Genomic DNA, 13613 nt, shown 5'->3' with positions numbered 1-13613 from the left:
CCTGAACGAGGCCCATCAACAAGACGCGGCTGCGCCGAACTTGTGCTGATAAGTGTTATACTTTCCCCGGTCATTATTGAACAGCCGTGTTGGAACAAGCTTCCCCGCAACGCAAAGGTCGAGATGGTTTTATGCCTTTAGAGACAGAAGCTCAGCGTCAGTTCTATCTGGATACGGCGGGCATTCAGCTTTGGTATGCTCGCGCTCCCCAGCCCGGCGCAGCTCCCAGTCCCGACTTTGACTTTGGGGAGCCCATCGATCCTGACCCCGCAGTTCTTGCGCAGACCAAACGTCAGCCCCTGGCAGTTGAAAAACGTCGATCTGATGGGGGACTGGCAAGGGTTCAGGGACTGATGAAAGACGTAGAATCCCGAGCCCGGCCGCCAGCCGAAGATAAGTTGGCGGCAAAGTCAGCGATTAAAGCTCCTCCAGCACTGGACGAGTCGGCTGAAGCGCTAAAAGGCGACGTTAACAAAGCCGAAGGTTGGGATGAAGACCTCCCTCAAGTTTTCAGTACCGCCGTTTCATTAAAAAGCGCTAGCCTTACCGCGACCTGGACGGCTTGGGTAGCAGAATCTTTTGTGCTTGTGAGTACACTATCTTCTGATAGCAGCGCTCAGCTACAAGAAGCTCTGGCGACCAACATTCTTCGGGCGCTGGGTCAGTCTGTTCAGTCTACGCAAACCTTTATGTGGCCCGTTTTCAGTAATCCCGTAGTCCCGGGAAATGATGCAGAAGGCTTACATTTACTATTGGCAGAGTTTGCCAAGAGTTGCAAAAATAGGTCTTTTTTGACCCTTGGCCTGCTTCCTGATGAGCCTCGGGAGAGCCGAACGGCGTGGCTAGCGCGAGCGTTCGGCCCGTTAAAAGTTGATTTTCCCCATGGTCTCGCTGGTATTGCTACAGACCCCGAGCGCAAAAGGCGTCTGTGGTCTGAGCTAAAGCCGCTAGTGAGCCTAAATCGGTGACTGAAAAGTTCAAGCCTTCCCTGGCGTCCGTGCGGTGCATCCGTTCGCTTTCCCGGCAAGACCTTGCTGCGGTTATTGAGCTGGAGTTGCAGAGCTACTCCCATCCCTGGACGAAAGGCATTTTTCTTGACTGTTTCAGGCCAGACTATCGCCTTTGGGCCTTAGATCAGGGGGGAGAGCTAATCGGGTATGCCGTAGTTGCGTACCTTTTCGATGAAGCTCATTTACTGAATCTCTGTGTCGGCCCGCAGTACCGCCGATCCGGGGCTGGTGTTTTGCTGTTGCGGCATCTGATAACCGTAGCCACCCATGAGAGTATGCATCGGGTGATTCTCGAAGTGCGCCAGAGTAATCGTTCTGCCATAGAGTTATATATTCGTGAAGGCTTCGAGCAAATTGGAGAGCGTCCGGGGTATTATCCGGCCGCCATTGGGCGAGAGAATGCCAGCGTACTGTCGCTAACTCTGGACGGATGATTCGCGTATTGAAGCGCCAAAATCTATAATGAGCGTCTTCTAAACTTACCATTTCAGGTTATTTGAATTATGTCTAACCTAGCCAAGGAAGTCGGTCAGCGCCGGACTTTTGCTATTATCTCGCACCCTGACGCCGGTAAAACCACCATAACCGAAAAAGTTCTGCTGTTTGGACAGGCTATCCAAAAAGCTGGCACAGTAAAGGGCAAAAAATCCGGTCAGCATGCTAAGTCCGACTGGATGGAAATGGAAAAGGAAAGGGGTATATCCGTCACTACCTCGGTTATGCAGTTTCCCTACCATGGCTGTCTGGTGAATTTATTGGATACTCCGGGCCACGCTGATTTCTCGGAGGATACCTACCGCACTTTGACCGCGGTGGATTCGTGTTTGATGGTGATTGACAGCGCTAAAGGCGTCGAGGAAAGGACGATCAAATTAATGGAGGTCACACGGCTACGTGATACTCCAATACTAACGTTCATGAACAAGCTTGACCGGGAAGTTCGGGACCCGGTTGAGTTGATGGATGAAGTGGAAGAGGTTTTGAACATAGCATGCTCGCCGGTTACCTGGCCCATCGGTATGGGCAAGAATTTCAAAGGCGTTTATCACCTGCTTCGGGATGAAATCATTCTGTATAAATCCGGGCAAGGTCATATGATTCAGGAAGCACGTGTTTTCAAAGGACTTGATAACCCGGAGCTGGACGTGGCGCTAGGTGGTTATGCGGCCGAGCTGCGCGACGAAATTGAGCTGGTCAAAGGAGCCTCTCATGAGTTTGATCATGATGAGTTTTTAGCGGGTCGCTTGACGCCAGTGTTCTTCGGTACTGCATTGGGCAACTTTGGAGTGGACCATATGCTTGATGGACTGATCGAGTGGGCTCCACCGCCTCAGCCACGAGAGACTGATCAGCGCCTTGTTCCCCCAGTTGATCCAGCGTTTACTGGTTTTGTATTCAAAATTCAGGCAAATATGGATCCCCAGCATCGGGATCGTGTCGCGTTCATGCGGATCGTGTCCGGTAAATATGAACAAGGAATGAAAGCCAAGCACGTTCGAATTAGTAAGGAAGTCCGATTCTCGGATGCGTTGACCTTCATGGCGGGGGATCGCGAACATGCCGATGAAGCGTTTGCCGGTGACATAATCGGTCTGCATAACCACGGCACGATCCAGCTCGGGGATACCTTCACTTCAGGTGAAGATATGAAATTTACCGGTATCCCTAACTTCGCGCCCGAACTGTTCCGTCGTATCCGACTGAAGGATCCGCTGAAGTCCAAGCAGCTTCAGAAAGGGTTGGTGCAGCTTTCCGAGGAAGGTGCGGTCCAGGTCTTTCGCCCGCTCAAGAATAATGATCTGATCGTTGGCGCCGTGGGTGTGCTGCAGTTCGATGTCGTGGTTAGCCGCCTGAAGAGCGAATATAAGGTTGAGGCGGTTTATGAGCCGGTGAACGTCGCAACTGCCCGTTGGGTAACCTGTGCGGACGCTCGCAAACTCGATGAATTTCAGCGCAAAGCCAATGAGTTTCTTTCGCTGGATGGCAGTGAGCAACTTGCTTATATCGCCCCCACAATGGTCAATCTTCAGCTGGCCCAAGAGCGCCACCCAGATATAAAGTTCCATAAAACGCGGGAGCACTGAGTCAGGAGCTGACTGTAATGGGATTGGTCGACGCGCACTGCCACTTTGATTTCCCCGTCTTCGATGCCCGACGGAAAGAAATTATGACCCGGGTAAGTGCTGCGGGGGTGTCGGATATCGTGATACCGGGGGTTCGGCGAGAGGACTGGAGCAGAGTGGTGAAAACCGCTTTCGCCCAGGAGGGGTTGCACTATTGTTTGGGGATACATCCCTGGTTCATCGGAGAGCATAGTCAAGGGGATATGGAGGTTTTGCGAGATCTGTTGTCCACGGCATCGCCGCGTTGTGTGGGACTGGGAGAATGCGGACTTGATCGATTGAAAGGTAATTTGGAGGAGCAGCAGCCCTGGTTTGAAGCTCAAATCGAGCTGGCGCAAGAGCTCGATTTAGCGCTGGTGGTGCACTCGGTGAAAACCCATGATGAAGTAGCGACGACCCTGAAGCGCAAACGCTTTTCAGGTCGTGTCTTGATTCACGGTTTCTCTGGCAGTGAAGAGCAGGCGCGCAAGCTGGCTCAGATTGGCTGTTTTATCGGTATCGGGGGTGTTATAACGTACGAACGTGCCCGAAAGACCCGCAACGCAGTCGCTGCACTTCCACTGAATTCGATAGTGTTGGAGACCGACGCGCCGGATATGGCGCCTGCAGGCGTGCTCAAGGGGCGTAACTCCCCCGAGTATCTTCCGCAGATCGTTGACGCACTTGCGGAGGTGCGTTCGGAGCCCAGAGAGTTATTGCTTGCAGCTTTGAGGGCCAATGTGAAGCGGCTTTATGGCTGGCCATAAGGGAAAGTCGAAACGGTGTCAGACGGGGTTGGATTTATTCAACAGTTCGGATATACTTCGCGCCCTGGCTTTTCAAGGCGTTGTCATCAACTCAGCCCCGATTGATGTCTTTGCCGACTAACTAACAGGTCAAAAATCCCCACTGAGCGCGAAGCGCCTGTCGGTGGTGGTTTTTAACGTTTCATATATAGCGTTCAAGGCGGAATCAATGAAGACTCTGAGTGCGAAACCAGAAACCGTAAAACGTGACTGGTACGTTGTAGACGCAGCCGGCAAGACGCTGGGTCGTCTGTCAACCGAGATCGCCCTTCGTCTGCGGGGCAAGCATAAGCCTGAGTACACCCCCCATGTAGACACCGGCGATTACATTGTCGTTATCAATGCCGGTCAGGTGCGGGTTACTGGCAAAAAATCATCTGACAAGATGTATTACAGTCATACCGGCTTTCCGGGTGGTATCAAGTCGATCAGTTTTGAAAAGCTGGTTGATAAGGCGCCTGAGCAGGTAATCGAGCATTCCGTCAAAGGTATGCTTCCGAGAGGCCCTTTGGGCCGTGCCATGTTCAAAAAACTGAAAATTTATGCCGGTGCTGAGCATCCCCATGCAGCCCAGCAGCCCAAAGAACTCGATATTTAACGGAAGGCGGATATGTCTGTAGCACAAAATTACGGTACGGGTCGCCGCAAGACATCCACGGCTCGAGTCTTTATCAAGCCTGGAAGCGGCAATATTTCTATCAATGGTCGCACCATTGAAGATTTCTTCGGTCGTGAGACATTGCGCATGATCGTGCGTCAGCCTCTGGTTCTGGCTGAGTCCTCCGATCGATTTGATATCAAGGTAACGGTCGAAGGTGGCGGAATTAGCGGGCAAGCTGGCGCGATCCGCCATGGTCTCACTCGAGCTTTGATGGATTATGACGAAACACTTCGCCCAGCGTTGCGCAAAGCGGGTTATGTTACTCGTGATGCCCGCGAAGTTGAGCGGAAGAAAGTGGGTCTGCGTAAGGCGCGTAAGCGTCCTCAGTACTCCAAGCGTTAATTGGCGCCTGGATCAGATCCGGAACCCGGCACAACGCCGGGTTTTTTTTTGCCTGTAATCGTCGAAGGCGGCTGGGTCATACATGTTCTCGAAGGCGTTTATGGCGCCTTTCTTACTTGTAAGGCAGGGGTAATTTCATTACCATTTGGGCCGTTTATCTTTTTGGATTTTGAAGTCCTTTTCAATGTGTGGCGGCCGACCCGGTCGGTTACGTATTGCCTGATGGGAGAGAACCATAATGAATAATGGCGACGTGAGCCAGAGCCGACGCCGGTTTCTGATCGGCGCGACATCGGTTGTAGGTGGAGTCGGCGTCGTCGGTGCGGCTGTTCCTTTTGTGGCATCCTGGAATCCCAGTGCCAAAGCAGAAGCGGCAGGTGCGCCGGTAACCGTCAATATCAGCAAAATAGAACCTGGTCAGCAGATCACTGTAGAGTGGCGCGGTCAGCCGGTCTGGATTGTGCGTCGGACGCCGGAGATGCTAGAAGGTATCGAGAGCCTGAACGATGTACTCAGAGACCCGCAGTCCGAGGAAGCAACTCAACCTGAGTACATCGATGGTATTTATCGTGCGCTGAAGGATGAATTTGGTATTTATGTGGGCATCTGTACGCACTTGGGATGCTCCCCGAAGTACCGTCCTGAAGTTGCTCCGGCGGACTTGGGAGAACAGTGGTTAGGTGGCTTTTACTGTGCCTGCCATGGTTCCCGTTACGACTTGGCGGGCCGTGTTTATGCGGGCCAGCCAGCACCAGCCAATCTCGTGGTGCCACCCTATCGCTATGACGACGATAACACCGTTACCGTCGGGCTGGATCCGGAGGCTGCATAATGTCAAAAATAATTTCCTGGATAGATGAGCGGCTTCCCGTAGTTGAAGCCTACAACAAGCATCTTGGTAAGTATTACGCGCCAAAAAACTTCAATCTCTGGTACTTTTTTGGTTCCTTAGCGTTGCTGGTGCTGGTGAATCAGTTGGTGACCGGTATCTGGTTAACCATGAGTTACAACCCTTCAGGTGAGGGCGCTTTTGCGTCAGTTGAGTACATCATGCGTGATGTCGAGTGGGGCTGGTTACTTCGCTATCTGCACTCTACCGGGGCCTCTGCCTTTTTTGTTGTGGTTTATCTGCACATGTTCCGCGGGTTGATGTACGGCTCTTACAAAAAGCCCAGGGAACTGATCTGGCTTTTCGGCATGTTGATTTACCTGGTGTTAATGGCTGAAGCGTTCATGGGTTACTTGCTGCCATGGGGACAGATGTCCTATTGGGGCGCGCAGGTTATCGTGAATCTGTTTGGTGCCATTCCCATAATTGGCGAAGACCTGTCGCTCTGGATTCGTGGTGATTACCTTATCTCCGGTATCACGCTAAATCGCTTTTTTGCGCTCCATGTGGTCGCGCTGCCGATTGTACTCTTAGGTTTGGTGGTTCTTCATATTCTGGCGTTACATGAAGTCGGCTCGAACAACCCCGATGGTATTGATATCAAGAAGAACAAGGACGAGAACGGTATTCCGAAAGACGGCATTCCTTTCCATCCGTACTACACTGTGCATGATCTGCTGGGTGTGGGTGTGTTCCTGTTTATTTTCTGCATCGTAGTGTTCTTCTTCCCTGAAATGGGGGGGCTGTTCCTGGAGAAGCCGAATTTTGAGCCGGCGAACCCACTTAAGACGCCGGATCATATCGCGCCGGTCTGGTACTTCACGCCCTTCTACGCAATGCTGCGGGCGGTGACGGTTAACCTGTTCGGTCTTGATGCCAAATTCTGGGGCGTTGTTGTCATGGGTGGGGCTATCGCCATTCTGTTTGTACTTCCCTGGCTGGATCGTAGCCCTGTTCGTTCAATGCGGTATAAGGGAATGATCAGTAAGGTGGCATTGGGTATTTTCGTTGTCAGTTTTATTGTTCTGGGTTACCTCGGTATTGTGCCGGCGACTGAAGGCAAAACCACGCTTGCTCAGATTCTGACGACGTTCTACTTCCTGTATTTCATATTGATGCCGTTCTACACGCGAATGGAGAAAACCAAGCCAGTACCAGAGAGGGTGACAGGATGATGAGGAAGTTAATTCTCGGTGTTTGCCTAACACTCCTGCCGATGTTCGCTTTGGCTGCTGCGCCGGGCGGAGCTCTAGACAGCATGACGGCCGATCATACCAATAAAGCGTCGCTCCAACGCGGCGCTGCTCTTTTCACCAATTACTGCATGGGTTGTCATTCGATGGAATACGCGCGTTACAAGCGCGTTGCGGATGACACTGGAATTCCTGCGGAATTGTATGAAGAGAACCTCATCTTCACTGGCGCCAAGATCGGCGAGCTGATGAAGATTGGTATGAATAAGGATCAGGCGGCCAGTTGGTTTGGCAATCCGCCGCCGGACCTGACGTTAGAAGCAAGGTTGCGCGGTGAAGACTGGATTTATTCCTATCTGCGAGCTTTCTATAAAGACGATAGTCGCCCATTGGGCGTCAACAATGCCGTTTTCGAAAATGTAGGCATGCCTCATGCGATGATTGAACTCCAGGGTTTGTGCGCCGTTGAGCCCAAAATTGGAGAGACATCCAGTATAGATCCTCTCAGTGGAAACGAGCGCAATGCTGGCGTTTGCCCTGAGTGGGAAACAGAAGGCTCGATGACGCCCGCTGAGTTCGATCGCGCAATGTACGACCTGACCAATTTTCTCTCCTATATGGGTGATCCGGTCAAGGTAGAACGTGAGCGTCTGGGCATTTTTGTTTTGATGTTCATTGCCATCTTCTTTGTGTTCGCTTACCTGCTGAACAGGGAGTTCTGGAAAGACGTACACTGAAGATTCGGGTATAATCTTTACTGCATTGTGTCCAGCGGGTCATAAGCGACTCGCTGGTTTTCTGCGTTATGCGGTTTCATTTCGATGTGTCTAATCGTGGGGTAGTTTTATGGGCGTTGTGACCAAGCGGTCATCAATGACGTTTTTTTCGGATCCGAGTAGCCATTATAGCCACCGTGTCCGGATCGTGCTCGCTGAGAAAGGCGTTACCGTCGACGTTGTGGATGTTGATCCGGACAACCCGCCTGGCGAGTTGGCTGATCTGAATCCATACAACGCTTTGCCGACTCTGGTGGATCGTGATCTGGTTCTTTATGAGCCGAATATCATGATGGAATATCTCGACGAGCGCTTTCCGCATCCGCCATTGTTGCCGGTTTATCCTGTTGCGCGGGCTAACAGTCGTCTGATGATTCACCGTATTCAGAAGGACTGGTGTGGCTTGGTGGATCAGATTCTGTCCCAACCAAACCACAAGGCATCCGAAGTCGCCCGTAAAGAACTTCGTGAAAGCCTGCTTGCAACGGCTCCGTTATTTGGCGAGATGCCTTTTTTTCTGTCGGAAGAGTTTACGATCGTCGATTGCTGCATAGCGCCTATTCTGTGGCGCTTGCCTGCTTTGGGTGTCGACCTGAGCGATAAGCAGGCCAAGCCTTTGCAGAAGTACATGGACAAGATCTTCAGTCGTGAGGGGTTCAAGGCAAGCCTTTCGGATCTTGAGGAAGATATTCGTAATTGAAATGTCCGGCATGATGCCGGGCCTTGGGGGATTTAGTGTCTGAAAAGACCGTGAAAATGACGTCCAGCCGACCATATCTGGTGCGCGCATTTAACGAATGGATTCTCGATAATAATTGCACGCCTTATATTGTTGTTGATGCCGGTGTACAGGGCGTGCAGGTGCCAACCGAGCACGTAGCGAACGGGCAGATCGTTCTCAATATTAGCCCAGGAGCAGTTAAAGGGCTGGTGGTTGGAAACGGCGCGCTCGAGTTCAGTGCCCGTTTTGGCGGCGTGCCTATGCAGGTATTTATTCCCTTGCAGGCTGTGATGGCTATTTATGCCAGGGAAAATGGCGAGGGCATGGTGTTTGGGAGTGAGCCCGGGGCGCCTGATCCGGATGGCCTGAGCACCGACTCCGATCGTGCTTCAGGGCCGCGGCCTTCAGGTAAACCCAGTCTGAAAGTTGTTAAATAGCGCAATAATGCAGTTTAAAACCAGCCCATCAGGCTGGTTTTTTATCCTCCAAACAGCTTTTGATCAATCAGTGTGCAGAGTGCATTCAGGATCACCAGCATTATCGGAGTTGCTTGGCTCGGTTCTAGGTTTTGTAAAGCGACTTCGTGATCTTCCGGGTGTAGCAGCGATGTGATGTCTGTTTTCTCTTTGGCGCTTATTACCACCACCCGCATTTCGCGGTCATGGGCCGCTTGAATCGCCTGAATAAGATTAGCTTTGTGACCATCATCAACGATAACGAGAAGTAGGTCATTGGCCTTCCCGATAGCCCGTACTTGTCGTGAAAACGTGTCATTAAATCGATTATCCCGGCAGATGGCAGAATAGGTCGTCGCATCGGCACCCAGATTGATGGCCGGAAGTGCGGGCCTGTCCTGATCGAATCGGTTCAACAAAGCCGTGCAGAAGTATTGGGCGAGTATGTTGGCATTTCCGTTTGCACACGCAATAATTTTGCCGTCAACCAATAGCGCGTCAACCAGAGCATCCGCAGCCTTTGCAATGTCGGTTCCCGCAAGGCTGGCTGCCTGGGCGGTGTGTTCCATATGATCTGCAAAGCAGTGATTGATGAGATTATCGATGTCAGTCATAGGTTTGCCTGAATAGCATTCTTGATCCATTGAATACGATACTGCTTAACGGTACCGGGTGCGAGAGCGATTACGTCTATGCGGCTTTGCATGTTCCAGAGGCCGTGACGATGCAGGTAAAAAGAAGCAGCTCTTATCAGGCGCCGCTGTTTGGTGAATCCAATGGATTCGGCACCGGTGCTGAAGCTTGAGGGCCCACGAAACCGAACCTCAAAGAATACCAGTACTTCGCAATCCATACCGATGAGATCAAGTTCACCGCCCTTGCTGTATACATTCCGAGCGATAATTTTTATGCCTTGCCGCGTCAGGTAACGAGCCGCGACGTCTTCAGCTTTGTTACCTAGCTCCTTCCTGCTACCTTCCCTGGCGGCCATAATATTTTCCCGTTTATTTATTTCAGCTCGATTTCCTGGTTTGTATTGGTACCCTCCTCTTCGGATGTCGGTACCTCAGGTAGTAATTTTGGTGTTCCCTGGTTGAAGTAAGCCCAACGCTGCTTGCGTTGAATGCGGCCGTCCTCGGTCATCGTCAAGGTGCCGGTCTGGCCGTCTATCGCACTGCCCTCCACCTGGTCAAGCAATGGAAGTTGAGTGCTCAGGTGAAAAGCGTCAGCACCCATTGCGAAAAGCCGACCGATTTGGCCGCTCATGCCGGGAAAGGGGGTGCGGACAGCAGAGCGGAATTCGTTTTCCTCGTCCAGAATCCAGGGAATATCAGTAAAGCGAACCTGATCAAGATCCCGGTCCCGGGAGGGGTCCGGGCGCCCTTCATATACGAGGGACGGGGAGTAAACTGGCAGATCTCCGCCAAAATAGAACGCGAACAAGGGCTTGAACTGTCGTGCAATAGTCGGTTGGGCGACCATAATAATGGCGTCCACGTCCTGGCGGCGGCGAGGTTCAAATTCGACGTTTAGCCCGATGGTCTGCTCCACCTGTATGGCACGTTGCCGACTGGCATTGATGCCCAGGATGTCTGCACTGACCTCTCTGAGATTGTCCTCTGGAAAGAATCTTTCGGTGTGCAAAATGGTGCCGGAGGTTTCTTCGATCTGTACCTGAAGTGCTTTTTCGAAACGGTCACCCCAGCCACCACTGGGAATCAGTACCAGAACCTGATGTAGCCCTTCAGAGTTCAACCGGTTTGCGATCTGTCGCGCTTCATCTTCTGCAGATAAGCCGTATTGATAAAGACGCGCGGGTGCGCGCTTACCGCTGTCATTGTAATTAAGCGCCAGCAGAGGAATCGGCAGGGCATCGCGATTAAAAACCGAGGCCAGCGCCTCTTTTTCGAGCGGGCCTATAATCAAATCAGGGCTATCTTTAATAAACTGCTCATAGAGTGTGTTGAAAGACTGGCCATGGGTATCAGTAACCGAAATCTCAATTTCGAAATCTGCGGTTGTCTGATCTTGGTAAAAAGCGGCCATGAACCCATCACGGATGGCCGTGCCGGCACTGGCAAGCGGGCCGCTCAGCGGCAGCGCAAGCATGATTTTCTCGGGTCTTTCCTGGGCGAGCGTGGTGATCAGAGCGAGCTCGCTGGGCAGCAAAGCAGCAGCAGGATGCCCGGTCCAGTTGTATTGCCAGTCACGAACAGCCTCGCTCTGTGCTTCCAGAGTCATGCCCGGCTCCCGAAGCATGATAGCGAGTTCCAGCCAACCCTGGGCGTCATAGCCGATGGCACTTTGACTTTCGTCATGGAGTGCGCTGTCAGATGTGCGCTTGAGGGCCTGCCAAATACGGTCATTCAGTTGCTGAGCATCGCCTGTTTGGCTGGCATCAGGCTGTAACATTAATGTGAGGGCGGTACTCAGGGGGCGGCCAGCAAGCTCATATACCTGGAGTTGGAGTTCAAACGCCTGACTGGTTAAATCGTCGCGATAAGCGGTGAACTGATCAATGTCGAGGGTCTCACTCACCTTTTCTGCCCAGTCTCGGTCTTCGAGGCTGGTCACGCCTCTCATGGTCAGAAAGAAATACTGATTCTTGAGGGGCTTTACAGGAATAGCCAGGCGTTGACTTTGCAAGATGGTCCGGGCTTCTTCATGTTTGCCTTCCTCCTGGAACCGTTCAGCGGTGTCAAGCAAGTAACGCTGCGCCTCTTCCTCGTTTCCTGCCTGATTCGACAGCGAGAGGGCGACTTCTGCCGTTTGCGGCTGGTCAGTTTGCATGCTGAGTTGGGCGCAGCCGCCCAGAAATACAACCAGTGCCAGTATGGCAGCTAGGTAACGGGGGTTCAGACGATTGTTTATCATATCTGGTTCACGCGGCTCCCGGGCGTTACGCTTGTGGCGCCGTTCAAACAACGGCATCATGCTTCAAACGCGAAGTTTACCAGCTCGCGGCTCAATTCTCATGAAGTTGATGTCATCGTGCGTAATAAAAGAGGGAAATGTGTGGCTTCCGATTCCAGCCGGGTACCAAAGAATGCGGGTGTACTCTATATAGTGGCAACTCCGATCGGAAATCTGGACGACTTGTCTTTGCGGGCGATCGATACGCTAAAGAAGGTGGATGTGGTAGCCGCTGAGGATACCCGCCATAGTCGCCGCTTGCTTCAACACCTTGGATTGCAGAAAACGATGCTAGCCTTGCACGACCATAATGAGCGCGAGCGTACAGAAGGTGTTCTTGATCTTTTGGAGAAGGGCAGCAGTATTGCCTTGGTGTCGGATGCAGGCACACCTCTCATTTCAGACCCGGGTTATGTATTGGTGAAGGAGGCGCGTATCCGCGGATTGGTGGTAACGCCAATCCCTGGGGCCTGTGCATTAGTCGCGGCGCTGAGTGCCGCCGGTTTACCGACTGACCGCTTTCGGTTTGAAGGGTTTTTACCCGCGAAACGGGTCGCGCGTCGTGCCGCGCTCGAAGCACTCAAATATGAAATGGCGACCCTGGTTTTCTACGAATCTCCACACCGGATACTTGAGACGGCGGCTGAAATTGCGGCGGCCTTTGGTGCAGACCGCGATGTCGTATTTGGCCGTGAAATGACCAAGACTTTTGAGACTTTTTATGCCGGTGCAGCTGGTGATGTATCCAGCCGGTTGGCCGCGGACCCATACGCGGTCAAAGGCGAGTTTGTGGTCATGGTCCACGGCGCTTCAAAGGCACCGGAGGAGGGTGTCAATCTGGACGTCGATCTACTGCTGGGGCTCTTGACGGCTGAACTGCCGGTAAAGAAAGCTGCAAGAATGGCTGCAGAACTGACCGGGCTATCCAAAAACGTGCTTTATCAGCGGGCGCTGGACCTGAAAGGGGAGTGACGGTTTTGCTTGCGCGTCATCAAGGTGATCGGTATCGTCTCGCCTGAGTTCGCCAGACAGTCGCCGCCAGTTCGCTGGGGGAGGAAAGTCCGGGCTCCAGAGGGCAAGGTGCCAGGTAATGCCTGGGCGGCGTGAGCCGACGGAAAGTGCAACAGAAAGTATACCGCCTAAGCGCTTTAGGGCGCCGGTAAGGTTGAAATGGTGCGGTAAGAGCGCACCGCGTGACTGGTAACAGTTCACGGCGATGGAAAACCCCACCTGGAGCAAGACCAAATAGGAGTCCTATGGCGTGGCCCGCGCTGGACTCGGGTAGGTTGCTTGAAGCCTGTGGTGACGCAGGCTCTAGATGAATGACTGTCCTAGACAGAACCCGGCTTACCGGCGAACTCACTTCATTGAATGGCGATCAGGCTGACAGCTTTAATCACATTTTTGTGAGCCTGATCGTTCTCCCCTCCGCGCTACATATAGCTAAATAATCTTAAACCTCACTTTTCATCTTCAAAGTTAATCGCAGGTATTTGATTTAACTATTTTTCTTTTTCGTAATGTGCCCTATCTCTCAAGTCTTCGCTCGTAACTCCTTGTCATCAAAGAAACTTTTCCATGTGCGACGCCTGATGTTGCGCTTGCATTGTGTGCAGCGTGTTCCTATAGTGTGCAGGAGTGGTAAAAAGTGGTTTAAAGTGGTTTTTTGGGGCAGTTCAGGGTTTGAAGTGGTGAAGAAGGGATAATGCCACCACGCCCGAGCCAGGAATCTCACCTTCATAGAC

The 13613-nt window shown here is 52.3% G+C and carries 15 protein-coding genes and 1 other RNA gene; 13 read left to right on the top strand and 3 right to left on the bottom strand.

Annotated elements, in window-relative coordinates:
- Positions 1-131: 131 nt before the first annotated feature.
- From WEB64_RS12475 to WEB64_RS12425, 11 genes are all read left to right on the top strand, one after another.
- Positions 132-968, top strand: a complete 837-nt coding sequence (locus WEB64_RS12475; protein WP_368058119.1) for a hypothetical protein — start codon at positions 132-134, stop codon at positions 966-968.
- Entirely contained in the window at positions 965-1444 is a 480-nt protein-coding gene (rimI, locus tag WEB64_RS12470; protein ID WP_368058121.1) for a ribosomal protein S18-alanine N-acetyltransferase, read from the top strand. The genes WEB64_RS12475 and rimI overlap by 4 nt, the downstream gene beginning before the upstream one ends.
- Before the next feature lie 69 nt (positions 1445-1513).
- On the top strand, positions 1514-3094 hold the full coding sequence (gene prfC / locus WEB64_RS12465) for a peptide chain release factor 3 (protein WP_368058123.1): 1581 nt from the start codon (positions 1514-1516) through the stop codon (positions 3092-3094).
- Between the two features lie 17 nt (positions 3095-3111).
- Positions 3112-3879, top strand: a complete 768-nt coding sequence (locus tag WEB64_RS12460) for a TatD family hydrolase (protein ID WP_368058125.1) — start codon at positions 3112-3114, stop codon at positions 3877-3879.
- A 208-nt stretch (positions 3880-4087) separates the two neighbouring features.
- Positions 4088-4516 carry a 50S ribosomal protein L13 gene (gene rplM / locus WEB64_RS12455; protein WP_368058127.1) on the top strand — a complete coding sequence of 143 codons (429 nt, stop codon included), beginning with the start codon at positions 4088-4090 and terminating at the stop codon, positions 4514-4516.
- Between the two features lie 12 nt (positions 4517-4528).
- The gene (rpsI, locus tag WEB64_RS12450; protein ID WP_368058129.1) at positions 4529-4921 is read left to right on the top strand and encodes a 30S ribosomal protein S9; all 393 of its coding nucleotides are present in this window, start codon (positions 4529-4531) and stop codon (positions 4919-4921) included.
- Between the two features lie 238 nt (positions 4922-5159).
- Entirely contained in the window at positions 5160-5753 is a 594-nt protein-coding gene (gene petA / locus WEB64_RS12445) for a ubiquinol-cytochrome c reductase iron-sulfur subunit (RefSeq protein WP_368058131.1), read from the top strand.
- A complete protein-coding gene (locus tag WEB64_RS12440; RefSeq protein ID WP_368058133.1) occupies positions 5753-6985 on the top strand; it encodes a cytochrome bc complex cytochrome b subunit in 1233 nt (410 codons plus the stop codon). Before petA ends, WEB64_RS12440 begins: the two co-directional genes overlap by 1 nt.
- Positions 6985-7740, top strand: a complete 756-nt coding sequence (locus WEB64_RS12435; RefSeq protein ID WP_368058341.1) for a cytochrome c1 — start codon at positions 6985-6987, stop codon at positions 7738-7740. The genes WEB64_RS12440 and WEB64_RS12435 overlap by 1 nt, the downstream gene beginning before the upstream one ends.
- 109 nt (positions 7741-7849) lie before the next feature.
- Positions 7850-8479: a glutathione S-transferase N-terminal domain-containing protein gene (locus tag WEB64_RS12430; protein ID WP_368058135.1), complete on the top strand. Its 630-nt coding sequence runs from the start codon at positions 7850-7852 to the stop codon at positions 8477-8479.
- Between the two features lie 56 nt (positions 8480-8535).
- A complete protein-coding gene (locus WEB64_RS12425) occupies positions 8536-8937 on the top strand; it encodes a ClpXP protease specificity-enhancing factor (protein WP_368058137.1) in 402 nt (133 codons plus the stop codon).
- Between the two features lie 41 nt (positions 8938-8978).
- Here the strand turns inward: WEB64_RS12425 and WEB64_RS12420 are convergent, their stop codons facing one another.
- Genes WEB64_RS12420 through WEB64_RS12410 form a run of 3 tightly spaced genes read right to left on the bottom strand, consistent with a single transcriptional unit; the run spans position 8979 to position 11829 of the window.
- Complete coding sequence (locus WEB64_RS12420) at positions 8979-9569, bottom strand: SIS domain-containing protein (RefSeq protein ID WP_368058139.1); 591 nt, start codon at positions 9567-9569, stop codon at positions 8979-8981.
- On the bottom strand, positions 9566-9946 hold the full coding sequence (locus WEB64_RS12415; RefSeq protein WP_368058141.1) for a YraN family protein: 381 nt from the start codon (positions 9944-9946) through the stop codon (positions 9566-9568). Before WEB64_RS12415 ends, WEB64_RS12420 begins: the two co-directional genes overlap by 4 nt.
- A gap of 17 nt (positions 9947-9963) precedes the next feature.
- Positions 9964-11829, bottom strand: a complete 1866-nt coding sequence (locus tag WEB64_RS12410) for a penicillin-binding protein activator (RefSeq protein ID WP_368058143.1) — start codon at positions 11827-11829, stop codon at positions 9964-9966.
- Positions 11830-11970: 141 nt separating this feature from the next.
- Here WEB64_RS12410 and rsmI point away from each other — a divergent pair, with 141 nt between their 5' ends.
- Entirely contained in the window at positions 11971-12840 is an 870-nt protein-coding gene (rsmI, locus tag WEB64_RS12405; RefSeq protein WP_368058145.1) for a 16S rRNA (cytidine(1402)-2'-O)-methyltransferase, read from the top strand.
- Between the two features lie 44 nt (positions 12841-12884).
- An RNA gene (gene rnpB / locus WEB64_RS12400) (RNase P RNA component class A) lies at positions 12885-13234 on the top strand.
- Positions 13235-13613: the final 379 nt, after the last annotated feature.

The sequence above is a fragment of the Marinobacter sp. genome, from assembly GCF_040882185.1.
In the GTDB taxonomy this organism is placed as follows: domain Bacteria; phylum Pseudomonadota; class Gammaproteobacteria; order Pseudomonadales; family Oleiphilaceae; genus Marinobacter.
This window is presented reverse-complemented; position numbering and strand designations above follow the sequence as displayed.

What these genes read in the sequence shown, in the direction of transcription:
- WEB64_RS12475 (WP_368058119.1), top strand. Translation starts at nt 132, where the DNA reads ATGCCTTTAGAGACAGAAGCTCAGCGTCAGTTCTATCTGGATACGGCG.
- prfC (WP_368058123.1), top strand. Translation starts at nt 1,514, where the DNA reads ATGTCTAACCTAGCCAAGGAAGTCGGTCAGCGCCGGACTTTTGCTATT.
- WEB64_RS12460 (WP_368058125.1), top strand. Translation starts at nt 3,112, where the DNA reads ATGGGATTGGTCGACGCGCACTGCCACTTTGATTTCCCCGTCTTCGAT.
- rplM (WP_368058127.1), top strand. Translation starts at nt 4,088, where the DNA reads ATGAAGACTCTGAGTGCGAAACCAGAAACCGTAAAACGTGACTGGTAC.
- rpsI (WP_368058129.1), top strand. Translation starts at nt 4,529, where the DNA reads ATGTCTGTAGCACAAAATTACGGTACGGGTCGCCGCAAGACATCCACG.
- petA (WP_368058131.1), top strand. Translation starts at nt 5,160, where the DNA reads ATGAATAATGGCGACGTGAGCCAGAGCCGACGCCGGTTTCTGATCGGC.
- WEB64_RS12440 (WP_368058133.1), top strand. Translation starts at nt 5,753, where the DNA reads ATGTCAAAAATAATTTCCTGGATAGATGAGCGGCTTCCCGTAGTTGAA.
- WEB64_RS12435 (WP_368058341.1), top strand. Translation starts at nt 6,985, where the DNA reads ATGAGGAAGTTAATTCTCGGTGTTTGCCTAACACTCCTGCCGATGTTC.
- WEB64_RS12430 (WP_368058135.1), top strand. Translation starts at nt 7,850, where the DNA reads ATGGGCGTTGTGACCAAGCGGTCATCAATGACGTTTTTTTCGGATCCG.
- WEB64_RS12425 (WP_368058137.1), top strand. Translation starts at nt 8,536, where the DNA reads ATGACGTCCAGCCGACCATATCTGGTGCGCGCATTTAACGAATGGATT.
- WEB64_RS12420 (WP_368058139.1), bottom strand. Translation starts at nt 9,569, where the DNA reads ATGACTGACATCGATAATCTCATCAATCACTGCTTTGCAGATCATATG.
- WEB64_RS12415 (WP_368058141.1), bottom strand. Translation starts at nt 9,946, where the DNA reads ATGGCCGCCAGGGAAGGTAGCAGGAAGGAGCTAGGTAACAAAGCTGAA.
- WEB64_RS12410 (WP_368058143.1), bottom strand. Translation starts at nt 11,829, where the DNA reads ATGATAAACAATCGTCTGAACCCCCGTTACCTAGCTGCCATACTGGCA.